Origin of the sequence: Pseudoalteromonas sp. SWYJZ98 (assembly GCF_015864495.1) — a bacterium.
Classification (GTDB): domain Bacteria; phylum Pseudomonadota; class Gammaproteobacteria; order Enterobacterales; family Alteromonadaceae; genus Pseudoalteromonas; species Pseudoalteromonas distincta.
In genome coordinates this window covers 13,876-36,757 of the sequence record NZ_JADYXA010000036.1, presented here as the reverse complement: position 1 = coordinate 36,757, position 22,882 = coordinate 13,876, and the positions used below count along the sequence as shown (strand labels likewise).

The 22,882-nt window shown below is 40.4% G+C and carries 26 protein-coding genes; 2 read left to right on the top strand and 24 right to left on the bottom strand.

Going from position 1 to position 22,882, the window contains the following annotated elements:
- Positions 1 to 112: 112 nt before the first annotated feature.
- Together I6F10_RS16110 and I6F10_RS16105 are read right to left on the bottom strand one after the other, a co-directional pair.
- A complete protein-coding gene (locus I6F10_RS16110) occupies positions 113 to 364 on the bottom strand; it encodes a hypothetical protein (RefSeq protein ID WP_197099121.1) in 252 nt (83 codons plus the stop codon).
- Between the two features lie 120 nt (positions 365 to 484).
- The gene (locus tag I6F10_RS16105; RefSeq protein WP_197099120.1) at positions 485 to 682 is read right to left on the bottom strand and encodes a hypothetical protein; all 198 of its coding nucleotides are present in this window, start codon (positions 680 to 682) and stop codon (positions 485 to 487) included.
- A gap of 135 nt (positions 683 to 817) precedes the next feature.
- On the opposite strand from I6F10_RS16105, the gene I6F10_RS16100 reads away from it, so the two are divergent.
- Entirely contained in the window at positions 818 to 2,665 is a 1,848-nt protein-coding gene (locus I6F10_RS16100) for a cation:proton antiporter (RefSeq protein WP_165743459.1), read from the top strand.
- A gap of 70 nt (positions 2,666 to 2,735) precedes the next feature.
- Here I6F10_RS16100 and I6F10_RS16095 read toward each other — a convergent pair whose 3' ends face one another.
- The 21 genes from I6F10_RS16095 to rpsJ all read right to left on the bottom strand — a co-directional run bounded on the left by I6F10_RS16095 (position 2,736) and on the right by rpsJ (position 19,099).
- The gene (locus I6F10_RS16095) at positions 2,736 to 3,374 is read right to left on the bottom strand and encodes a tetratricopeptide repeat protein (RefSeq protein ID WP_165743461.1); all 639 of its coding nucleotides are present in this window, start codon (positions 3,372 to 3,374) and stop codon (positions 2,736 to 2,738) included.
- 111 nt (positions 3,375 to 3,485) lie between these two features.
- Positions 3,486 to 4,799 (bottom strand): adenylosuccinate synthase, encoded by a 1,314-nt coding sequence (locus tag I6F10_RS16090; protein ID WP_024597266.1) that lies wholly within the window; start codon positions 4,797 to 4,799, stop codon positions 3,486 to 3,488.
- A gap of 214 nt (positions 4,800 to 5,013) precedes the next feature.
- On the bottom strand, positions 5,014 to 5,892 hold the full coding sequence (gene hflC / locus I6F10_RS16085) for a protease modulator HflC (RefSeq protein WP_165743462.1): 879 nt from the start codon (positions 5,890 to 5,892) through the stop codon (positions 5,014 to 5,016).
- A 5-nt stretch (positions 5,893 to 5,897) separates the two neighbouring features.
- Positions 5,898 to 7,067, bottom strand: a complete 1,170-nt coding sequence (hflK, locus tag I6F10_RS16080; RefSeq protein WP_165743463.1) for an FtsH protease activity modulator HflK — start codon at positions 7,065 to 7,067, stop codon at positions 5,898 to 5,900.
- 100 nt (positions 7,068 to 7,167) lie between these two features.
- On the bottom strand, positions 7,168 to 8,457 hold the full coding sequence (gene hflX / locus I6F10_RS16075) for a ribosome rescue GTPase HflX (RefSeq protein WP_024597267.1): 1,290 nt from the start codon (positions 8,455 to 8,457) through the stop codon (positions 7,168 to 7,170).
- A 15-nt stretch (positions 8,458 to 8,472) separates the two neighbouring features.
- A complete protein-coding gene (gene hfq / locus I6F10_RS16070) occupies positions 8,473 to 8,736 on the bottom strand; it encodes an RNA chaperone Hfq (protein ID WP_024597268.1) in 264 nt (87 codons plus the stop codon).
- A 78-nt stretch (positions 8,737 to 8,814) separates the two neighbouring features.
- Positions 8,815 to 9,732, bottom strand: a complete 918-nt coding sequence (miaA, locus tag I6F10_RS16065; protein WP_024605619.1) for a tRNA (adenosine(37)-N6)-dimethylallyltransferase MiaA — start codon at positions 9,730 to 9,732, stop codon at positions 8,815 to 8,817.
- Between the two features lie 10 nt (positions 9,733 to 9,742).
- Positions 9,743 to 11,590 carry a DNA mismatch repair endonuclease MutL gene (mutL, locus tag I6F10_RS16060; RefSeq protein WP_165743466.1) on the bottom strand — a complete coding sequence of 616 codons (1,848 nt, stop codon included), beginning with the start codon at positions 11,588 to 11,590 and terminating at the stop codon, positions 9,743 to 9,745.
- A 36-nt stretch (positions 11,591 to 11,626) separates the two neighbouring features.
- Complete coding sequence (locus I6F10_RS16055) at positions 11,627 to 12,970, bottom strand: N-acetylmuramoyl-L-alanine amidase (RefSeq protein WP_165743468.1); 1,344 nt, start codon at positions 12,968 to 12,970, stop codon at positions 11,627 to 11,629.
- Between the two features lie 27 nt (positions 12,971 to 12,997).
- Positions 12,998 to 13,465 (bottom strand): tRNA (adenosine(37)-N6)-threonylcarbamoyltransferase complex ATPase subunit type 1 TsaE, encoded by a 468-nt coding sequence (tsaE, locus tag I6F10_RS16050; RefSeq protein WP_002957887.1) that lies wholly within the window; start codon positions 13,463 to 13,465, stop codon positions 12,998 to 13,000.
- A gap of 670 nt (positions 13,466 to 14,135) precedes the next feature.
- On the bottom strand, positions 14,136 to 14,393 hold the full coding sequence (gene rpsQ / locus I6F10_RS16045) for a 30S ribosomal protein S17 (protein ID WP_002957888.1): 258 nt from the start codon (positions 14,391 to 14,393) through the stop codon (positions 14,136 to 14,138).
- The gene (rpmC, locus tag I6F10_RS16040) at positions 14,393 to 14,584 is read right to left on the bottom strand and encodes a 50S ribosomal protein L29 (protein WP_002957889.1); all 192 of its coding nucleotides are present in this window, start codon (positions 14,582 to 14,584) and stop codon (positions 14,393 to 14,395) included. The genes rpsQ and rpmC overlap by 1 nt, the downstream gene beginning before the upstream one ends.
- Entirely contained in the window at positions 14,584 to 14,997 is a 414-nt protein-coding gene (gene rplP, locus I6F10_RS16035; RefSeq protein WP_002957890.1) for a 50S ribosomal protein L16, read from the bottom strand. Before rplP ends, rpmC begins: the two co-directional genes overlap by 1 nt.
- 12 nt (positions 14,998 to 15,009) lie before the next feature.
- The gene (gene rpsC / locus I6F10_RS16030; RefSeq protein WP_002957891.1) at positions 15,010 to 15,711 is read right to left on the bottom strand and encodes a 30S ribosomal protein S3; all 702 of its coding nucleotides are present in this window, start codon (positions 15,709 to 15,711) and stop codon (positions 15,010 to 15,012) included.
- An 11-nt stretch (positions 15,712 to 15,722) separates the two neighbouring features.
- Positions 15,723 to 16,055, bottom strand: a complete 333-nt coding sequence (rplV, locus tag I6F10_RS16025; protein WP_002957892.1) for a 50S ribosomal protein L22 — start codon at positions 16,053 to 16,055, stop codon at positions 15,723 to 15,725.
- A 13-nt stretch (positions 16,056 to 16,068) separates the two neighbouring features.
- Complete coding sequence (gene rpsS / locus I6F10_RS16020) at positions 16,069 to 16,347, bottom strand: 30S ribosomal protein S19 (protein ID WP_004588689.1); 279 nt, start codon at positions 16,345 to 16,347, stop codon at positions 16,069 to 16,071.
- A 15-nt stretch (positions 16,348 to 16,362) separates the two neighbouring features.
- On the bottom strand, positions 16,363 to 17,187 hold the full coding sequence (gene rplB / locus I6F10_RS16015; protein WP_002957895.1) for a 50S ribosomal protein L2: 825 nt from the start codon (positions 17,185 to 17,187) through the stop codon (positions 16,363 to 16,365).
- Positions 17,188 to 17,202: 15 nt separating this feature from the next.
- On the bottom strand, positions 17,203 to 17,505 hold the full coding sequence (gene rplW / locus I6F10_RS16010; RefSeq protein ID WP_002957896.1) for a 50S ribosomal protein L23: 303 nt from the start codon (positions 17,503 to 17,505) through the stop codon (positions 17,203 to 17,205).
- On the bottom strand, positions 17,502 to 18,107 hold the full coding sequence (gene rplD, locus I6F10_RS16005; RefSeq protein ID WP_002957897.1) for a 50S ribosomal protein L4: 606 nt from the start codon (positions 18,105 to 18,107) through the stop codon (positions 17,502 to 17,504). Before rplD ends, rplW begins: the two co-directional genes overlap by 4 nt.
- 17 nt (positions 18,108 to 18,124) lie before the next feature.
- Positions 18,125 to 18,760 (bottom strand): 50S ribosomal protein L3, encoded by a 636-nt coding sequence (rplC, locus tag I6F10_RS16000; RefSeq protein ID WP_002957898.1) that lies wholly within the window; start codon positions 18,758 to 18,760, stop codon positions 18,125 to 18,127.
- 27 nt (positions 18,761 to 18,787) lie between these two features.
- Positions 18,788 to 19,099, bottom strand: coding sequence for a 30S ribosomal protein S10 (rpsJ, locus tag I6F10_RS15995; RefSeq protein WP_002957900.1), 312 nt, complete (start codon positions 19,097 to 19,099; stop codon positions 18,788 to 18,790).
- Positions 19,100 to 19,516: 417 nt separating this feature from the next.
- Here rpsJ and plsB point away from each other — a divergent pair, with 417 nt between their 5' ends.
- Entirely contained in the window at positions 19,517 to 21,955 is a 2,439-nt protein-coding gene (gene plsB, locus I6F10_RS15990; protein WP_154903615.1) for a glycerol-3-phosphate 1-O-acyltransferase PlsB, read from the top strand.
- Positions 21,956 to 21,977: 22 nt separating this feature from the next.
- On the opposite strand, the gene tesB is transcribed toward plsB, so the two are convergent.
- On the bottom strand, positions 21,978 to 22,835 hold the full coding sequence (gene tesB / locus I6F10_RS15985) for an acyl-CoA thioesterase II (protein ID WP_002957902.1): 858 nt from the start codon (positions 22,833 to 22,835) through the stop codon (positions 21,978 to 21,980).
- Positions 22,836 to 22,882 lie beyond the last annotated feature (47 nt).

Here is a 22,882-nt window from a genome sequence, read left to right as displayed (position 1 = left end):
GCTGCCACTGTGCGCTTGTTCTGTAAGTTTTCATCACCTGCTCCGAATTTATCATTGAGCAGGTATTTTTAGATAATCAGAACATCGATGCTAGGTGTGGTTCGCTAGACGCTTACGAAAAGTTGAGCTCTTCTTTTTTAAATACTTTTTCATATGCACTTCCCTCAATTAATGATGAATCAAAAGCATTATTGTCTTTTTTTTCTTTAACTTTAGGATCAAGGTGAGTTGTGTTTATATTAATTTTTAAGCCACTTTCGCTTGTTTTAGTAGAAAAGCTTTTTATTTTTTCATCATCACTGTTTGTAAAAATAGATATTTTACTTTCAAATAGAGTAGGTAGTAGATTGGTGCTGATTTTCATAAAAATCCTTTTTCATATGTCGTTTTCTTTTATCGACATAATTTTATAAAACTTAAGCTTTTATTTTAGATTGTTTTCTATTAACGACTCATAGGGCTGAGTCGTTAATAGAAAGTTTAACTAGCCACCAGATCTTACTTCATAAGTAATTCCACCATAAGTAGATCCAGTTGTTGTTTTATTTTCAACTTCCCAATAATAAGTGCCTGCATTAAAGATAGAAGTGGAAACTGCTACGCTATATCCGCCAGCAACTCTATCTCCATTGCTATCAACCAAAGTCACTTTGAAATCATGTCCGTCATAGGGGATGGGCACAAAACCCCTACTAATCTTCTATAAGCAGCTAAAATTGATTAGTAATATTTGAATTTCCCGTGTATACCCCTGTATTAATAATTAACAAAAGTTATACTTTTGAACAAACCGTCATAAATAAGGAATTCTTAATCTATGTCAGCAATTTACATAGCCGGTATCGCACTTTGCTCTGTGCTTGCCCAATGGGTCGCGTGGGCTTTTAGAGTGCCCGCTATTCTTTTCTTATTGCTTACTGGTCTTTTACTTGGACCATTTAGTGGTGTTTTAGACCCTGATGCATTATTAGGTGATTTACTGTTTCCAGTTGTATCACTAAGTGTTGCCATCATTTTATTTGAAGGATCCTTAACTCTGCATTTCAGAGAGCTAAAAGGAATCGGAAAAGTTGTAAGAAACCTTTGCTCCATCGGCATGCTTACTACCTGTATTATTATTAGCCTCAGCGCCTATTGGTTGCTTGAACTTAATTGGCGTGTAGCTGCGGTATTAGGTGCAGTGCTAGTTGTAACAGGCCCTACTGTTATAGCACCGCTATTAAACTCAATGCGCCCCACACAAGACATTGACCGCATACTTCGATGGGAAGGTATTGTAATAGACCCAATCGGCGCATTATTCGCTGTATTAGTATTTGAAGCCGTAATGCTTGTAGGCCAAGGCGAAGTATTTAGCCACACTATTATTGCCTTAGTTAAAACCCTCGGTGTTGGATTAAGTATTGGTGTTGCTGCTGGTTGGTTAACAACACTATTAATGCGTCGCGAATGGCTACCATTTGAATTACATAAGTTTGGTATATTGGCATTAGTACTCATTAGTTTTTCTGTATCAAACTATTTAAGCCATGAATCAGGCCTATTAGCAGTGACTGTATTTGGCATTTGGCTTGCTAACCAAGACGATTTAGAAATAGATTCTGTACTTGAGTTTAAAGAAGACTTGTCGATGATATTAATATCAACGCTGTTTATTTTACTTGCAGCACGCTTACAGCTCTCTGATTTAATGATGCTCGACAGCGATGTATTTATATTTTTAGCTATCGTGCTTTTTGTTGCTCGTCCACTGTGTATTGCTATTTCTACATTTGGTACTGACTTACCAATGAAGTCTCGTTTGGTACTTGCCTGGATAGCTCCACGCGGTATAGTCGCCGCAGCCGTTGGGTCGGTATTTGCGCTTAGCATGATGGAGTCTGGTGTTGCTGATGCTGAAAAAATGGTACCTCTCATATTTACAGTAATTATAATTACCGTTGTACTACAGAGCTTAACCGCCATTCCTGTTGCCAAGCTATTAGGTGTACGCCAGCCATCGCCAAATACAATATTAATTATTGGTGCAAACCATGTATCGCGTGCAATCGGCCGTGGCTTACAAGAGCAAAACATTCCTGTTCACCTGTCAGATCCTGCATGGGAAAACTGCAGAATGGCACGTATGGATGGTTTAGCTTGTTATTATGGTAACCCGCAATCAGAGCATGCTGAACGCTACTTACCTCTAACAACGATTCGTAGTGTATTAGCATTATCGCCAAATCGTCATCATAATGCATTAGGTGTTCAATACTTTTCTCATTTACTTAATGAAAAAAATGTATTTTCGCTACGCTCATCAACGTCGCATGCAAAAGCAAATAAAGACAGCGCAACGTTTTTATCTAGACAAATACTGTTTGGAGACGAAGGCTCGTATGCACGTTTAAGCAGTATTATAGCTAAAGGCGGTAAGGTTAGTTCAACACGTATCTCGGATGAGTTTAGCTGGGAACAATACTTAGAAATGAACCCTGAGGCTATCCCTTTATTTATTCTCAAAGGTGATAAAGACAGTGATGACGATACACCAATTAAGCTAAGACCATTTACAATTAACATGGAAAAACCGCCGCAAGAAGGCGAACGCGTTGTTGCATTACAGCCGCCTAAAATGTCGGTTTTAAAAGACCCGCAAACAAAGGCTAAAGAAGAAAGTTAAACACTTTTACTACCTGTAAAAACTCAAAAACCCTAACTTAAAAAGTTAGGGTTTTGTTTTTTAAAAGCCATTAAATAGGAAGGCGAGCTCGAGCAACCACACTATCTGGCATTTTTTGCGCTAACTTAGTCAGCGCTCGCTCAATTTTATTATGAGTCGCTTTATCTGCCACCATAGAATTAAATAGCCAACGATAAGCATCTTCAAAATCACGTGGACTTCCAAAACCGTCATTAAATAGTTTAACTAAACGCAGTTGTGCCTTTAAATTGCCTTGCGACGACGCTTCACGCAAATATGTAATTGCCATTGCTTTATCTTGTTGAACTAAACGACCAGTGTCGTAGTATCGTCCCAATTGCTCTAGCGCTGCCGCTAAGCCTTGCTCAGCTGCTTTTCGCATGTAATACACACCTAACTCTACATTGCGATCAACGCACACGTTATAAGCCAGCATATCGCCGTATAAAAATTGATAAGACGGCAATGCCATTTTATTGGCTCGTGCTTCTATATCTTGCACCAACTGGCAATCATCTGCCTTTACGCGCGCTAAATGCGTATTTTTATTTATTAACGCAATTAGCTCTGATTCTGTATACAGCGGCACAGCAGCAGGGCTTTCTGTAGCTAAGCTGTTGGTTGCAATAAATAAAGACAGCGTTATTAACGAAAGCCTTAGTACGCAATTACGATTAAATAAACGCATATTCACCACTTATATAAATAAACTTATTAAATAATATACAAAGATCGTTCCAAGGTGAATTTTAGACACAAAAAAAGCTGCACGAAGCAGCTTTTTTTAATCTAATGGTAATTACGCAAACGGATTGCGAAGCACCATAGTTTCTACACGGTCAGGACCTGTAGAAATAATATCAATTGGAACACCCGTAATTTCTTCAATACGTTTGATGTAGTCAATCGCAGCTTTTGGTAAACCGTCAAGACTCGTTACACCAACAGTGTTTTCTGACCAACCTGGCATTTCTTCGTATACTGGTGTTACTTTATCGTAACCTTCGGCCGCTAATGGTGTTACGTTAGTAACTGTGCCATCTTCAAGCTTGTAACCAGTACAGATTTTAAGTGTTTCTAAGCCATCTAAAACATCAAGCTTAGTTAAACAAAAACCTGAAATACTATTGATTTGAACTGCACGGCGCATAGCCACTGCATCTAACCAACCAGTACGACGAAGTCGACCTGTTGTAGCGCCAAACTCATGGCCTTTATCACCTAGGTGCTTACCAACTGGATCTTGTTTATCAAGACCGTCGTAAAGCTCTGTAGGGAAAGGACCTGAACCAACACGTGTAGTGTACGCTTTAATAATACCTAAAACGTAATCAAGGTTTAATGGACCAAAACCTGCACCAGTCGCAACGCCACCAGCGGTAGTGTTTGAAGATGTTACATAAGGGTAAGTACCGTGATCTATATCAAGTAACGTACCTTGTGCACCTTCAAATAAAATGTTTTCGCCTGCTAAACGCGTTTGATCTAAAAGCTCAGTTACATCTACAACCATTGCTTTTAAGATATCAGCAACAGCCATTGCATCATCAAACGTTTTTTGGAAATCTACAGCATCTACTTTGTAGTAGTTAACTAAAGTGAAGTTGTGGTACTCAAGCACTTCTTTTAATTTAGCTGCAAATACTTCAGGATTAAATAAATCGCCTACGCGTAAACCACGACGTGCTACTTTATCTTCGTACGCAGGACCGATTCCACGGCCAGTTGTACCAATAGGCTTATCGCCACGAGCTGTTTCGCGGGCTACATCTAATGCAACATGGAAAGGCAAGATTAGCGGACATGCTTCACTTATTAAAAGACGCTCGCGTACTGGTACGCCGCGCTCTTCAAGCATGCCAATTTCTCTCATTAGCGCTTCTGGTGATAAAACTACACCATTACCAATCACACATTTAACATTGTCACGTAATACACCCGATGGAATAAGGTGTAGAACCGTCTTTTCACCTTCGATAACTAAAGTATGACCCGCATTGTGGCCACCTTGATAACGAACTACTAAAGATGCTTTGTCTGTAAGGAGATCAACTACCTTACCCTTTCCTTCGTCACCCCATTGGGTGCCTAATACAACAACGTTTTTACCCATCGTAAATTCACTTAGAGAAAATTAGGACGAGATTTTACCAGAAAACTAAAGTAAAGATCACCCCTGTTCAGCTTATTTTTTCTGCGGGCAATTGTTATATCCAAATATTGACCAATAACCACATAAATAACAGTGATTTAACGCACTAGTTTGTATTTAACAAAAAGCCCCGCAAATGCGAGGCTTTTTAACTTTTAAATAATTAACGTAAAGTCTATTGAGCTTTAGCGCCTTTCATATATTGGAAGAAGTCGCTATCTGGTGAAAGCAACATAACATCTTGCTTATCTTTAAAAGTCTTTTTGTAAGCTTCCAGCGAACGTACAAAACTAAAGAACTCAGGGTCTTTGTTGTACGCATTAGCATAAATGCCTGCAGCATCAGCATCGCCTTGACCACGTACAGAACGTGCATTACGCTCAGCATCAGCAAGCATTACAGTTACTCGACGGTCAACTCCCGCACGAATAGTCTCTGCTTTTTCCTGACCTTCAGAGCGGTGCTCTTTTGCAACCGCAGTACGCTCAGCGCGCATACGTTGGTAAATAGAGCTACTCACTTCTTGTGGTAGGTTGATTTGCTTAACACGTACGTCTAGTACTTCAATACCTAGCTCACGTGCACTTTCAGATGCTTGTACTAACGCTTCTTCCATCAACTCGCTACGCTCACCTGATACAATTTCGCGAATTGTACGTGTACCAAAGTTTGTACGAAGACCATTGTTTACTTTTTGCTTAAGTAGCGTTTCAGCATATTGCTTATCGCCACGAGCACGTAAGTAAAAAGCACTAAAGTCATTAACGCGCCATTTTACAAACGAATCAACAATTAAGTCTTTTTTCTCGCTAGTAACAAAGCGATCTGGTGCACCATCTAGCGTTTGAATACGTGCATCAATACGACGTACTTGGCTAAAAAATGGAACTTTAAATTGTAGGCCTGGGCCATATACAATCGCTTTATCGTCGCTATCTTTTTGTACTTTACTGAATAACATTACAATTGCTTTTTGCCCTTCAGGTACAACAAATACCGATGAGAAAGACATAACAATGGCAGCTAATAGTATTACTAAACTAAAGTTTTTCATTATGATTATCTCCCATCATTGAAGCGGTCGTTGTTAAAGCGGTCATTGCCACTATTAACAGAGCTATTGCGCGACGTATTAACTTTATTACGTAAGTCTTGAATATCACTTGAACTTGGAAGTGCAACTCGTGTTGCGGTTCCTTGCTTGTCCATGATTTTATCAAGAGGTAAATACATCATGTTATTGCCGCCTTTAACATCAACCAATATTTTAGAACTACTCCCTAACACTTCTTCCATTGCATCAATGTATAAGCGCTCACGAGTAACTTCTTTAGCTGCTTGATATTCAGGTAAAAGCTTTTCAAAGCGAGCTACCTCACCTTGTGCTTCCAATGTAATGCGCTCTTGATAACCTTCCGCTTCTTGAGTCATACGCGTTACTTGACCACGAGCACGCGGTTCAATTTCACGAGCATATGCTTCTGCTTCACGGATGAAACGTTCTTCATCTTCTTGTGCAGCAATTGCATCATCAAATGCATCTTTAACTTCAGTTGGTGGACGAGAGTCTTTAAAGTTCACGTCAGTAACAATTAAACCTAAGTTATATGGTTCGATAATCTTATTAAGCTCATCCCATGTATTTTGACGAACAACCTCACGGCCATTAGTTAATACTTGGTCCATTTTTGCATGGCCCACAACATAACGCAGTGCACTGTCTAGCGCTTCTTCTAAGCTACTATCAGCGTTAGTTACGCTAAATTCATAAAGGTATGGGTCAATAACACGGTATTGCACCTGAAACTCAACGCTCACTACGTTTTCGTCTTCAGTAAGCATAAAACCAGAAGCCGATAATGAACGAACTGCTTCAATATCTACTGGGATTACCGTTTCGATGAAAGTCATTTTCCAACGCAAACCAGGATCAGCAATTCGGTCATATTTACCAAATTGTAGAACCACACCACGCTCGGCTTCTTTAACCGTATAAATACCACTTAACGCCCATACAATAACGGCGATAATAAGTATGAATGAAATACCGGCTCCGCCAAGTCCACCGCCGCTACTATTGCCGGATTTTTTCCCGCCAAATAAGCCGCTGAACTTGTTACTAAACTTGCGGAACACCTCGTCTAAATCAGGTGGGCCTTGATCACGTCCGCCTTTATTATTCCACGGATCTTTGTCATTGCCATTATTACCCGGTTCATTCCAGGCCATAGCTATACTCCATTGTTATCTAAATAAATTAGGAAATTGTGTTAAATCTAACAAATCTACCGCGTTTCTCATACAAAAACCGACATTAAAACGTCAATTTTTAATTACGGTTGATAAAACCAGCAATTTCAGGACCAAATTCTTTAATTAAACGATTCCACTCAACCATTGGCATTCTAACATCTAACAGCCAATTACCTTGCTCATCAAATTGCTCTTCATGCACTGCATTTAAGCTGAACAATGCAGCTCTTAAGCGACCATACAATGGCGTAAGAAATAATGTTTCGTTAAACATCTTCTTAGCTAGTAACTCACTGATAGCCTCGCTAAGTAATTCACACCCTTCACCAGTCTGAGCGCTAAGCCATACTCTTATAGGTTGGCCTTCGTCGTCTCGATCAATACGTGGGCTTACGTTATCCAGCGCATCAATTTTATTATAAATTAATAGCTGTGGTACTTCGTCGGCCTCAATTTCTTTAAGCACCGATTGTACTTGTTCAATATTTTCTTGCAGACGTGAGTCTGCTGCATCAATTACATGTAACTGCAAATCAGCTTCGCGAGTTTCAGTAAGCGTTGCTTTAAAAGCAGCAACTAAGTCATGTGGTAGGTGACGAATAAAGCCCACTGTATCAGCTAAGATAACAGGGCCAACATCACCTAACTCAAGCTTACGTAGAGTCGGGTCAAGCGTGGCAAACAACTGATCGGCCGCGTATACATCTGAATTTGTAATTCGATTAAATAATGTAGATTTACCCGCATTGGTATAACCAACTAATGAAACTGTAGGTATTTCGTTGCGAGTACGAGCTCGCCTACCTTGTTCACGTTGCACTGCAACTTTTGCTAAACGTGCACGAATATTTTGGATACGGGCACGAAGTAATCTTCTGTCAGTTTCAAGTTGAGTTTCACCAGGGCCACGTAAACCAATCCCGCCTTTTTGACGTTCGAGGTGAGTCCAGCCTCGAATTAATCGAGTCGACATATGGCGAAGTTGAGCCAATTCAACTTGCAGCTTACCCTCGTGGGTACGTGCGCGCTGGGCAAAAATATCAAGAATTAGCGTCGTTCTATCAAGCACACGACATTGACAAACGCGCTCTAAATTACGCTCTTGTGATGGCCTGAGTTGATGATTAAAAATTACGACATCTGCTTTGTGGATTTTGACAATCTCAGCTATTTCTTCTGCTTTACCGGTACCGACGAATAGTTTCGGATGTGGTGCTTGACGGCTGCCTTGCACAACCGCCAAACTACTAACACCAGCAGAAGATACCAACATTTCTAATTCATGAAGATCTTCACGATCTCCTTCTTTAGGTAAGTCGATATGAACTAAAATTGCCTGTTCGCCGGATTCATAGCGGTCAAACAAACATTATGCTCCTAATTAAAAGTTTCCAGCTTCTGCCTCTTCAGTGTCTTCACTCCCTTGAACTGCTTGGAAGTTAACTGCGCGAGCAGGGACAACTGTAGAAATTGCATGCTTGTAAACCATTTGATTTACGGTGTTCTCTAGTAAAATAACAAATTGGTCAAATGACTGAATTTTGCCTTGTAATTTTATGCCATTTACTAAAAAGATTGATACTGGAATGCGCTCACGTCGTAGTGCATTCAAAAATGGGTCTTGTAACGATTGGCCTTTTGCCATGTTATTGTTCCTTCGTTCTAGGTGTTATTATAATTAAGTGGCTGAACTTATTTGATAAAAAACAATATTCAACTACTACTAGCTTAGCGAACTTACTACACGATGCAAGTTTTCTTCGTCGCCTGTTGTTAACCAAGTAACATCAGGCCAACTACGAAGCCACGTTAACTGCCGTTTTGCCAGCTGACGTGTTGCTGCGATGCCACGAAAAACCATTTCATCATGGTTTGTTTCACCCGCAAGGTAATCCCACATTTGTCTATAACCAACACAACGAATAGAAGGCATATTGGGGTGTAAATCCTTACGTAGATATAGGGTCGAAACTTCATTTTCAAACCCCTGATCAATCATTATTTTAAACCTTTCTTCAATTCGGCGGTGTAATTCACTGCGTTCTTGCGGTGCAATCGCAAATTGATGAAAAGTATAAGGTAAAGCCGGCTGTTTTTGCATTTGCAACTCAGTCATGGCCTTACCAGTTAACCTGTAAACCTCTAAAGCCCGATTAATTCTTTGTGAATCATTTTCACTTATTTTTTCGGCTGCTTTTGGGTCAACTTTAACTAATTCTTTATATAAATGAGGCCAGCCAAATTCTTTCGCTTGCGCTTCTAACTCTGCTCTTATCTCTGTATCTGCTTCAGGTAATGGCGATAAACCATCAATTAAAGATTTGAAGTACAGCATTGTACCTCCAACCAATACAGGCACTTTACCTTGTCTGTGAAATTCGTCAATTTTTTGCACTGCATCGCGCCTAAAATCTGCAACTGAATACGTTTCACTCGGGTCAAGTAGATCAATTAAATGATGCGGAGCTTTGGCTAATTCTTCGGCATCAGGTTTTGCTGTACCAATGTCCATACCTTTATACACTAGCGCTGAATCTACGCTGATTATTTCTGTATTTAAATGCTCGCACAGCGAGATTGCCAATGCTGTTTTACCTGCTGCAGTTGGACCCATTAAAAATATAACTGGTAAATTACTCAACACTGATACCTTAATCTAATTGCGTTAAATAGTGATTTAGCTCTATTTTAACTGCTTTTTTACGCAAGCGTTCAATAGTTTGTGGATTATTTTGTAAGCGCATTTGTTGCGCTAAAAATACATTGCTTAAATAAAATCGGGTCGGCACGCATTTCATTTGCCATTCTAACCAATTTTCTATATTTTCAAGTTTTGCTTTACACGCATCAAGTAGCTCACCTACCGCTGCACTTACGTCAAGTAAATATAAACACGCTGGCAATTTTTTAACCATTACAAATTGTTTTTCTATTACAAGTTCAAAACCAAGTAAGGTAAACCACGATTGCTGGGATTCTATAAGTAAGCAATCTTCTTTTTCTAAGTTTACTCGCACTGGTAACAAAAGGGCTTTCCCTTCTAAACTTCCGAACTCTTTAATTTGATTATGCCAATCATCAACTAATGCATATTTAAAATGTGAGCAATACAATTGCTGCTCTTCACTAAAGACACACACTCCTTCACTAACACTTATAATAGAAACAGCTTTTAAGACATTATCAACAGATACTGACTGGTGTTGTGCAGCAGATATATTGGCTGCATTATCAAAATGTGCGGCGTGTTGCTCACTCACTCCTTGATAAAACGCATTTACGTCATGATGGCTCGTGCTTGGTGTAGCACGGTATGTACCGCCAACACTTCTAGTACCTGAGGACGAACTTGAGCTACCAGCACTTCCAGAGTAAGAAGGCTGTAATTGCGATTTAGGGTAATCAAACACTCCTTCGCTTTCTATATTATTAGCACTGCTATGCGTTGACTCAATGAACGCTGGCGTGAACTCTGCTTCTGTGCTCGCTGATTCGTTAGTGAATTCGCCTTGCAATGGCACTACTACCTGCTTAATAGCTTGCAATATAAAATCATGAATTAACCGCCCTTGATGAAAACGCACTTCATGCTTAGCAGGGTGAACATTTACATCAACCTGCCGAGGGTCAATATCAATATAAATGACAAAACCGGGTAATTCTTGTGTTCCACTTACTTCTTCAAATGCCTGGCGTATAGCATGCAAAATAAGCTTATCGCGCATCATGCGATTATTCACATAAGTGTACTGAGTCGTATTCGCTGAGCCTACAGGTAGCACCCAACCATGCAGCTGTAGGCCAGCCTCTCCTGATTGAATATGCAAACCTTGCTCAGCAAAGGCCTTACCTGCAACTTGTGCTACGCGTGTTATAGCCTGAGAGGGATCAGTTTTGGCACGATACTGCCTTACTACTTTTTCGTTGTGAGTTAGTGTAATAGAGACATCAAAGCGACTAAGCGCAATACGCTTTATCAACTCATCAATATGGCTAAATTCAGTTTTTTCGGTGCGTAAAAATTTACGACGTGCTGGAGTATTAAAAAATAAATCTTTTACTTCAATGGTTGTGCCATCGGGATGCGCTACAGGTTTTACTTTAACGGCCATGTCGCGGCCTTCTGCAAAAGCTTGCCAAGCTGCTTCTTGCTCTTTTGGTTTTGAGCTCAGCGTTAAACGCGACACAGAACTAATTGACGCAAGTGCTTCCCCTCTAAAGCCAAGTGAGCAAATGTTTTCAAGGTCATCAAGTGATTTTAATTTACTTGTCGCGTGGCGAGAAAGTGCGAGCGTTAGCTCATCTTTACTTATTCCTGCGCCATTATCACGAATACGAATAAGTTTGTGGCCGCCGCGCTCAATATCAATTTGAATACGCGTTGCGCCAGCATCTAAGCTATTTTCAACAAGCTCTTTTACTACCGACGCTGGGCGCTCAACCACTTCGCCTGCGGCAATTTGGTTGGCTAAACGCGCGGGTAATATTTCAATATTCATGAGACTTCCTAGCAAACATTGCGCTAATAATAATGACTAACTTTGAGGTATATCGAGCTCTTGCCCAATAAATAAGGTATTAGAACTAAGCTTGTTAACTTGTTTTAATTTATTGACTGTAACGCCATAGCGACTCGCTAACATACTTAAAGATTCACCAGGGCGTACTTTATGCTTTGTTGGATATTGCGACTTTAATTTAGCAAATAAAGAATCATCCGGCGGATTTTTCAAATAATAATTTTTAATTGAAGTAAATATCGCTTTAGCTAAACGCTCTTGATGATTAGGGCTTTTAAGTAGCTTTTCTTCTCGCGGGTTAGATATAAACCCCGTTTCTACCAAAATAGATGGAATATCTGGTGATTTTAGTACTGCAAGGCTCGCATGCTGGGGATCTTTTTTATGCAGTTTGGCAACCTTACGAAGCTCTTTAACCACTTCGTCAGCTACATTTAAGCCAGTTTTCATAGAGTGGTCCATTGACATATCAAGCAACGCTTGTGCTAGATATTTTTCATTGGCGGCATCTTTCATTACATCAGCAGCGCCACCTAAAAGCTCGGAGTGTTTTTCTTTATCTTCTATCCATTTACCTATTTCTGAATTAGCACGTCTTAATGATAAAACCCACACAGAGGCACCATTTGGCCCAGGGCTTGTAAATGCATCAGCATGAATAGAAACAAAAAAATCTGCCTTTTTTTCACGGGCTCGATTAGTACGGGTATTTAATTTTACAAAATAGTCACCGCTTCGTACCATGCGCGAAATCATGCCACGTTCGCTATCAATCATGCGCTCTAAACGCTTCGCAATTTGCAGTGTAACTGTTTTTTCGTAGGTGCCTGATGGCCCAATTGAACCAGGATCTTCGCCACCATGCCCCGCATCAATCGCAATAACAATGTCGCGCTCTTGGCTTAGTTGACGGTTTTTAGCGGCTGTTTGAGCAGGAGAAACAACTGTAGTAGCTTGGCTTTTATTGTATAAATCAACAACAAGTCTATTTTTATAAGGGCCTGTAGGTGCGAGGGCAAATACCACTGGCTTTATTGGCGCACTTAATTCAAATACTAAACGTACGCTTTGTTTATTTTTAGGTTTTGAGTAACGTAATTTGCTTACTATTTGATGTTTCGGGGGCACACCTGGCAATGTTTTTAACTCGCTAGTATTTTCTAAATCAATCACTAGGCGGCTAGGGTTTTTAAGCATGAAATAGCTAAAGTCGGGCTTATCATTTAAATCAAATACCACGCGCGTACTATCTGGAGACGGCCATACACGCACACTATTGATTGTGTTTTTAGCCCATAGCGGCAAGCTTATGGTGATAACCATAAGATAAATAAAAAGTTTAACTACACCTCGGCTCATTGGATAATTACTGCCTTAACTATATTATTATTGATTATTTAGTTTTTCGACAATTGCTATACCGCGCTCACTCGCACTATTTATAACAATTTTACGTTCGTTACCCACATAGCTTAGAGTAATATCTAAATCAGGCACAGGAATAAATTCACCACCCTTTTCAGGCCATTCAACAACACAAATTGCGTCTGCTGAGAAATAATCGCGTATTCCCATGTATTCGAGTTCTTCAGGATCACCTAAGCGGTATAAGTCAAAATGATAAACATTTGCACGCTCAAGCTCATAAGGTTCTACTAGTGTATAGGTCGGGCTTTTAACCTTACCTGTATGGCCAAAGCCTTGCACTACACCTCGTGTAAACGTTGTTTTACCAGCACCTAAATCACCATGTAAATAAATAACCGCACCTTGCTCTATAATATCAGCAACGCGATTACCCATTGCAACCGTGGCAATCTCATCAGTTAAATGAAATTCAAAACTACGCGTCATTATTACCTCAAAAATTCATTCAAAAGCGCATATTTGCTAATCATACCAGAATATTCATTTTAGGCGATAAATTGAGGTTTTAGACATAAAAAAACCACACAAGCGAATGATTAAAGTTATATTTGAATATCTATTTTCGATACCTTAAAACTGTAACATTGAAATAAAGTAAGAGAAAAGCAGCACAACGGCTGAGATGCCTATAGCAAGTATTAAAGTTACTGAGATATGTAAGCTTATAATCAAACTTTTGTGATTCACCCACTAGTTCTGACACCAAAAATATATAACAACAACGGAGTTGATGACACAAACCAGAAAACTACCCTGCATGCTTTTGTATTTCTGATAAAAAGATAATACCAACTAACTTAACGTCTTTAGTTTTAATAGTTTTCATAAAATAATACCAATTCGCTTAATTAAGTGATCTATTTTGAGGCTGGAAAAACGTGTTGATAGGTAGGCAGAAATTCGCTATTTAGTTGTTCTAAATGAGCATTTTTTAAAGCAGGTAGCGACACGTTTAGCCCCGCAAAATGATTAAGTATTATTGCGGATTGGTATAAGTCCTAAATGTATAAACACGTTTCAGGATAAGGCAGTTCCAGAAAACAAAAAGCCCCGGCTAATGCCAGGGCTTTTTTACAAAACTAACTTAATTAAAAAATTAAGCTTGTTTTGGACTAGAAATAACGTCTACTAAAGTCCAAGATTTATTCTTAGAAATTGGTGCGCATTCACGGATAGTAACTACGTCACCCGCTTTTGCTGTGTTATTTTCGTCATGTACGTGTAACTTAGTCGTACGTTTAATGAATTTCCCATAGATTGGGTGCTTCACATAACGTGCGATAGCGATAGTGAAAGATTTTTCCATCTTGTCGCTGATTACACGGCCTTGAAGAGTACGAATTTTATCGCTCATTATTGACCTGCCTTCTGGTTAATAACTGTTTTTACACGCGCGATATCGCGGCGTACTGTTCTTAGCGTGTGTGTCTGAGCTAACTGACCAGTGCTAGCTTGCATGCGCATATTAAATTGCTCACGAAGTAGTCCTAGAAGTTCAGCATTAAGCTCTTCTACGCTTTTATCTTTTAGTTCGCTAGCTTTCATCACATTACCGTCCGAGTTACGAAAGTTGTTTTGAATGGCAGTTTACGAGCAGCAAGGTCAAACGCTTCACGAGCAAGCTCTTCTGAAACACCTTCCATTTCGTAAAGTACTTTACCAGGCTGAATTTCAGCAACCCAATATTCAACAGAACCTTTACCTTTACCCATACGAACTTCAAGAGGTTTTTCTGTAATCGGTTTGTCAGGGAAGACACGAATCCAGATTTTACCTTGACGTTTCACGTGACGCGTCATAGCACGACGAGCTGCTTCGATTTGACGAGCAGTCATACGGCCACGGCCAGTTGCTTTCAATCCGAAAGTACCGAAGCTTACTTTGTTACCGTTTTGCGCTAAACCGCGGTTGCGGCCTTTGTGCATTTTACGGAATTTTGTACGTTTTGGCTGTAACATTACTCGCTACCTCTACTTAGCACTTTTCTTGGCTTTCTTTGGTGCGCGTTTAGCTGGCTTCTCTTGCTCTTGTACTAGTGGTAAACCACCAATAACTTCGCCTTTGAAGATCCAAACTTTAACACCAATGATACCATAAGTGGTTAAGGCTTCAGAAGTTGCGTAATCGATATCAGCACGAAGAGTATGTAGAGGTACACGACCTTCACGATACCATTCTGAACGTGCGATTTCAGCGCCGCCAAGACGACCGCTAACTTCAACTTTAATCCCTTTAGAACCGATGCGCATTGCATTTTGTACCGAACGCTTCATAGCGCGACGGAACATAACACGACGTTCTAGTTGAGAGGCAATGCCGTCTGCTACTAGTTGTGCATCTAGTTCTGGTTTACGTACTTCAGAGATATTAATCTGAGCAGGTACACCAGCGATTTTAGTTACCGCTTGACGTAATTTTTCTACGTCTTCGCCTTTTTTACCGATAACAACACCCGGACGAGCCGTGTGAATTGTTACTCGGATTGATTTTGCTGGACGCTCAATAACGATTTTAGACACAGAAGCCGTTTTTAATTCCTTAGTAAGGAATGTACGAACTTTGTGATCGCCAAAAAGCTGTGCAGAGAAATCTTTTGAACTCGCGTACCAGGTAGAAACCCAAGGTTTAGATATACCTAGGCGAATACCAGTAGGATGAACTTTTTGTCCCATTACTTATACTCCTAGCTATCTGAAACCATAACAGTGATATGGCTTGTACGCTTAAGGATGCGATCTGCGCGTCCTTTAGCACGAGGCATAATACGTTTCATTGTAGGACCATCGTCCACAAAGATCGTTGTTATACGAAGCTCATCAATGTCAGCACCTTCGTTATGCTCTGCGTTAGCAATAGCAGACTCAAGTACTTTCTTAACTAATACAGCCGCTTTCTTAGGGCTGTACGCCAGGATTTCTAGTGCGCGATCTACAGGTAACCCGCGGATCTGATCTGCAACTAGACGTGCTTTTTGCGCCGAACCAGAGGCGAATTTATGTTTAGCTAATGCTTGCATTTATCTTCCCCTCTTATCGTTTCTTCGCTTTCTTATCCGCAGCATGGCCACGGTAAGTGCGAGTTGGTGCAAATTCACCTAGTTTGTGACCGATCATTTCGTCAGAAACGAAAACTGGTACGTGCTGGCGACCATTATGGACAGCAATGGTCAATCCGATCATGTTAGGTATGATCATTGAACGACGGCTCCAAGTTTTAATTGGCTTTTTCTCACCGCTTTCCAAAGCTTTCTCTACCTTCTTCAGCAAGTGTAGGTCTATAAAAGGACCCTTCTTGAGAGAGCGTGGCATGGCTATTCCTCAATATTACTTAGTACGACGACGTACTATAAATTTATCCGTACGCTTGTTCTTACGCGTCTTCGCACCTTTAGTCGGCTTACCCCATGGAGACACAGGATGACGACCACCAGATGTACGACCTTCACCACCACCGTGTGGGTGATCTACCGGGTTCATGGCAACACCACGAACTGTCGGACGAATACCACGCCAGCGATTTGCACCTGCTTTACCAAGTGAACGAAGCATATGCTCTGCATTGCCTACTTCACCTAGAGTCGCACGACAATCAGATTCAACTTTACGAACTTCGCCTGAACGAAGACGTAATGTTACATACTGACCATCACGAGCAAGGATTTGAACGTATGCACCAGCAGAACGTGCGATTTGAGCACCTTTACCTGGTTTTAATTCTACGTTGTGAACAGTCGAACCTACAGGCATATTACGCATTGGTAATGCATTACCAGGTTTGATTGGTGCATCAACACCAGACTGGATTGCATCGCCAGCTTTTAAGCCTTTTGGTGCGATAATGTAACGACGCTCACCGTCTGCATATAATACAAGAGCGATGTTTGCGCTACGATTTGGATCGTATTCTAAACGTTCAACAGTGGCTGGAATGCCATCTTTAGTACGTTTAAAATCGATTAAACGGTAATGTTGTTTATGACCACCACCGATATGACGAACCGTAATACGACCATTGTTATTACGACCACCTGATTTAGAGTTTTTCTCTAAAAGTGGTGCGTATGGCTTACCCTTATGTAGATCAGAGTTAACCACTTTAACTAGGTGACGACGGCCCGCAGAAGTAGGCTTACACTTTTGAAGTGCCATAATTCTATCCCCTTATTACTCGGCGCCGCCGACAAAGTCTAGCTCGCTGCCTTCTTTAAGAGTAACGTAAGCTTTTTTCCAGTCGCTACGACGACCGAAACGTGCGCCAGTACGTTTTGTTTTACCCTTAACGTTAAGTGTGCGAACACCCGTTACTTCTACTTCAAAAAGCTTCTCAACTGCTACTTTAATTTCAGCTTTAGTTGCGTCATTTACTACTTTAAAAACAATAGTATTGTTTTCTTCAGCAGCAATTGTGCTTTTTTCAGAGATATGTGGAGCAAGGATCACTTTTAAAAGACGTTCTTCGCGAATCATGCTAGCGCCTCCTCAAGTTGCTTAACAGCAGCGGCTGTAATAAGTACCTTATCGAAAGCAATTAAGCTTACAGGATCGATACCAGCTACATCACGTGTGTCAACCTTATAAAGGTTACGTGCCGATAAGAAAAGATTTTCATCAACTTCTTCAGTCACGATAAGAACATCTTTAAGCTCAAGTTCTTTAAGCTTAGCAACTAGTTCTTTAGTTTTTGGTGCTGCTAGAGCAAAACTTTCAACAACGATTAAACGCTCTTGACGAACTAATTCAGATAAGATGCTTTTAATCGCACCACGGTACATTTTACGGTTTACTTTTTGGCTGTGGTCTTGTGGTTTAGCTGCAAAGCTAACGCCACCTGAACGCCAAATTGGGCTACGGATTGTACCGGCACGTGCACGGCCAGTACCTTTTTGAGCCCATGGTTTTTTACCACCACCGCTTACTTCAGAACGTGTCTTCTGAGCACGAGTACCTTGACGAGCACCTGCTGCGTATGCAACAACTACTTGGTGTACTAATGCTTCGTTAAACTCACGTCCAAAAGTAGCTTCAGAAACTTCAAGACCGCCAGAAGCGTCTTTAATTGCTAATTCCATCACTAAATCTCCAGGACTTATGCTTTAACAGCTGGTTTAACGATAACGTCACCGCCAATAGCTCCAGGTACTGCACCCTTAACTAAAAGCAAATTACGCTCAGCGTCAACGCGAACTAGTTCTAAGTTTTGAGTCGTTACACGCTCAGCACCCATATGACCGGCCATTTTCTTACCTTTAAACACCTTACCAGGTGATTGGTTTTGACCGATTGAACCAGGAGCACGGTGAGATAGAGAGTTACCATGTGTAGCGTCTTGCATGCTGAAATTCCAGCGCTTAACACCACCTTGGAAACCTTTACCTTTAGAAGTACCGGTTACGTCAACCTTGTTGATTTCGTTGAATAATTCAACAGTAAGCTCAGCGCCTACTTCAAAATCGCCTTCACCACCGTTAAGGCGGAATTCCCACAGACCGCGACCCGCTTCAACACCAGCTTTAGCGAAATGACCCGCTTTAGCTTTGTTTACACGACTTGCTTTTTTAGTGCCTGCGGTTACTTGAAGCGCGTTATAACCGTCTGTTGCGTCAGATTTGATCTGAGCAATGCGGTTAGGTGTCGCTTCAATAACTGTCACAGGGATAGATACACCATCTTCAGTGAAGATTCGTGTCATACCCACTTTACGACCGACTAGACCTAATGCCATTTTCCTAAAACCTCTCTAATCTTTCGATTAACCCAGGCTGATTTGAACATCAACACCAGCAGCAAGATCTAAACGCATAAGCGCGTCTACAGTCTTGTCAGTTGGTTCTACGATGTCTATCAGACGTTTATGGGTGCGGATCTCGTACTGATCACGCGCATCTTTATTAACGTGCGGTGAAGTTAGTACAGTAAAACGTTCAAAGCGTGTAGGTAGTGGGATTGGACCACGTACTTGTGCGCCAGTGCGTTTCGCAGTTTCCACGATTTCTGCCGTTGATTGGTCAATCAAACGGTGGTCAAAAGCTTTTAGGCGAATACGAATGCGTTGATTTGACATTCTTAACCTCAATATAAAGAGCATATAAAAGAGCATAAAAAAACGACCGAAACAATCTTAAAACTTAAGATGCCGGCTGTTTGATTATATCTACGTTGAGTTCCAAATCGGAACTCCTGTTTATTAGCTTGAAATCCAAGCTTAATTTATCCTTTCTAATTCCCAGAGGAATTTTGAAAGCCTGCGTATTATAGAGGTATTGGTGATAAATGCAACAACTATTTAGAAACAATGTAATGAATACTAATTTGATTAAATATGCGTCCATACATGTTCAATAGCTATACTTGAACTAATGCTTTTGATGCTAGTCAACAAACAACTAAACATCTTAATTGCGCAAACTAAGGGATTTTTAGATATTATGGTATCCTGTTGCGCTAATTTTGCCCTTAATACTCTCAATATGGTGAGTCGATGCGTATTTTTAATTATTGTTTAAATGTTATGTCTGCTGGATTTAGCCGCTTATTTGTGAAAAGCAAAGTGCTGCCAGAAAATCCTATTAAACAGTATGAGCTAAACCCTGAGTACCCTACATTTTATATAGTGCGTTTAAATTCACGTTTTGATTTAGCCGCGCTGGCGCATGTTTGTAAAAAGAATGGCCTACCAAGCCCAACAGAAGAGCAAGTGCTAGGGACCCAAAATTTAGACCGTTTTATTGGTATTAAAAATCCTCCACCGTTATTTGGTGATAAAGCAAAACCAACAAATGCTTTAGCTCAAGGCAAGCAAATTATTGAGTACTTAATAAAAAGCGGTCAGCAAAACGTACAAGTGGTGCCTGTTACTATTTTATGGGGGCGCGATCCAGGTAAAGAAAAGCCAGGACTACGTACTTTAATTACACACTCTCTTACTCCAAGCTGGTTTAGAAAGTTTTTTGTGGTGTTATTTTCAGGGCGCGATAACTTTATTCGCTTTAGCCAACCACTCGACTTATCACTTTTAGTCAATGAAAAAGCCGATGTAAGTGAGTTACCTCATAAATTATTACGCGTAGCGCGTGTTCACTTTAAGCGCCAAAAGCTAGCTGCTACAGGCCCTAAAATGCCATCTCGTGAGCAATTGTTTAATTCATTATTAGCGTCACCTACTATAAAAAAAGCAATTCAAGATGAAGCTAACGCTAAAAACATTAGCCAAACAGAAGCTCGTCAAAATGCACTTAAGCTACTTGATGAAATAGCCGCTAATTACTCTGAAGCAATGATACGTGTGGCCGAAAGGTTTTTAACTTGGTTATGGAATAAGCTTTATAATGGTATTGATATTAAACACGCCGAACAAATTCATGAACTAACAGATAAAGGGCATGAAATAATTTATATGCCTTGTCATCGCAGCCATATGGATTACTTACTGCTTACTTACTCTATTTATCATTTAGGTTTAGTACCTCCGCATATAGCTGCAGGTATAAATCTTAACTTTTTCCCTGCCGGAGGCATATTTAGACGCTCTGGTGCGTTTTTTATTCGCCGTTCGTTTGCAGGTAATAAACTTTATTCTGCCATATTCAAAGAGTATTTAAGCCAACTGTTTATTAAAGGTTACTCTGTTAAGTTTTACACGGAGGGCGGTCGAAGCCGAACTGGACGCTTACTGCCACCTAAAACGGGCATGCTATCTATGACATTACAAGCAATGCTACGCGGAATAGACAGACCAATATCTATTGTTCCTGTGTACATTGGCTACGAGCACGTCATGGAAATTAACACCTACCTTAAAGAGCTAGATGGTAAAGATAAAAAAGGCGAATCTATATTTGGTATTTTTAAGGCAATCAAAAACCTTAAAAACTACGGTCGTGGTAATTTAAACTTTGGCGACCCAATCTCTATTAACCAATACTTAAACGATAACCAACCTGATTGGCGTGATTCAATACACCCAACTGACGTGCAAAAGCCACAATGGTTAGCACCACAAGTAACTAAACTTGCCGACCAAGTAATGGTTAAAATTAATAATGCAGCGGCGCTTAATGCGGTTAACTTACTAGCGATGATATTGCTGGTTAATGATAAGCAAGCATTGAGTAAACCAAAGCTATTAGCACAGCTTGATTTTTATCTGCGCTTACAGCGTGATGCCAGCTACAGTAATAAAGTAACTACACCAGACGAAACACCAGAGCAATTACTAACGCATGCATTAAAGCTGAATAAGTTTGAAGTTATCAGTGATGAATTTGGCGAAATTATTACTATTAGCGATAAAGAAAAAGTACTGTTTAATTACTACCGAAACAATATTTTGCACTTGTTTGCAGTACCAAGCTTAATTGCACTACATCTATTTAAACAACACAGCACTACGATTGCTCAATGCCAGCAACTTGTAAAAACATTTTATCCGCTATTTGCTAAAGAGTGGTATTTACAGCCTCTTGATGAAAACTATATAACGCGTATTTTAGCTAACTTTGCTGATCAAAATTTAATTGAGTTTGATGGCGATAACATTCATATAACGAACAGTAATGACTGCTTAGCTAAGCTAGAAATGCTTGGACGAGCACTTAGTTTTACTCTACAACGTTACGCTATTGTGATTGGTTTTATTCAAACAAGTGATGGCATTGAAAAAGCAGAGCTTGAAAGAGAGAGCCAAGTGCTTGCACAGCGTTTAGGCACACTGCATGGCATTAAAACACCTGAGTTTTTTGATAAAAAAGTACTTGTTAGTTTTATCGAAAACTTACGTGGCGAGTCGTTAATAACAGAGGGTGATAAAGGCTTAGTAGGCAGTACACAACTTTGCGAAACCTACGCACACCTTAAAACATTACTGCCAGCACGCGTCTGGCAGTCAATCAGCGATATAGTACAAGATCAGTGTAACTAGTAATATATCTATAGAAGGGGGGTTAGCGCTGACGCATAACCCCTTCTTGCATTGTTGAGGCAACCAAGTTGCCTTGGCGATCAAAAAACTGCCCCCGTACCAAACCACACCCATTACTCGCACTTGGACTGTCAATTGAATACAAAATCCAATCATCCATTCTAAATGGCCGATGAAACCACATTGCATGATCAATAGTAGCTACTTGCATATTTGGCTGCATAAACGATACACCATGAGGCTGCAATGCTGTTGGTAAAAACTCAAAATCAGAGGCGTATGCTAATAAGTAATTGTGGATGCGCTGATCGTCTGGCATTTCACCATTAGCTTTAAACCAAATATGCTTTACCGGCTCCATAACTTCTGGTTTAAACGGGTTATGAAAAGTTACTGGTCGCATTTCAATTGGCATTTCACGCGTAAACTTATTACGGATGACTTCAGGGATATGAGAAGCGTTATCTTGATAAAACTCAAGTGATGAGCGTAACTCTTCAGGTGCGGGTACATCAGGCATTGTTGCTTGATGCGACAAACCATTTTCTTCACCCTGAAACGACGCTGTCATATAAAAAATTGGCTTACCGTACTGAATCGCTTTTACTCGGCGAGTACTAAAGCTCTTTCCATCGCGAATAGTTTCTACATCATAAACAATCGGTTTAGCTGGATCGCCTGGGCGTAAAAAGTAAGAATGTAATGAGTGAACTATACGCCCCTCAGGTAGGGTTTCTTTGGCAGCAGAAAGCGCCTGCCCCATAACTTGACCGCCAAATACAGCACCAAAGCCTAAATCTTGGCTTTGTCCTCGATATAAACCTTGCTCAATTTCTTCAAGTGTTAACAACGACAATAAATCATCTAATACTTGGCTCATTACTTCTTCCTCATTACCCTAGTATCCAAATGATACTATACAATAGT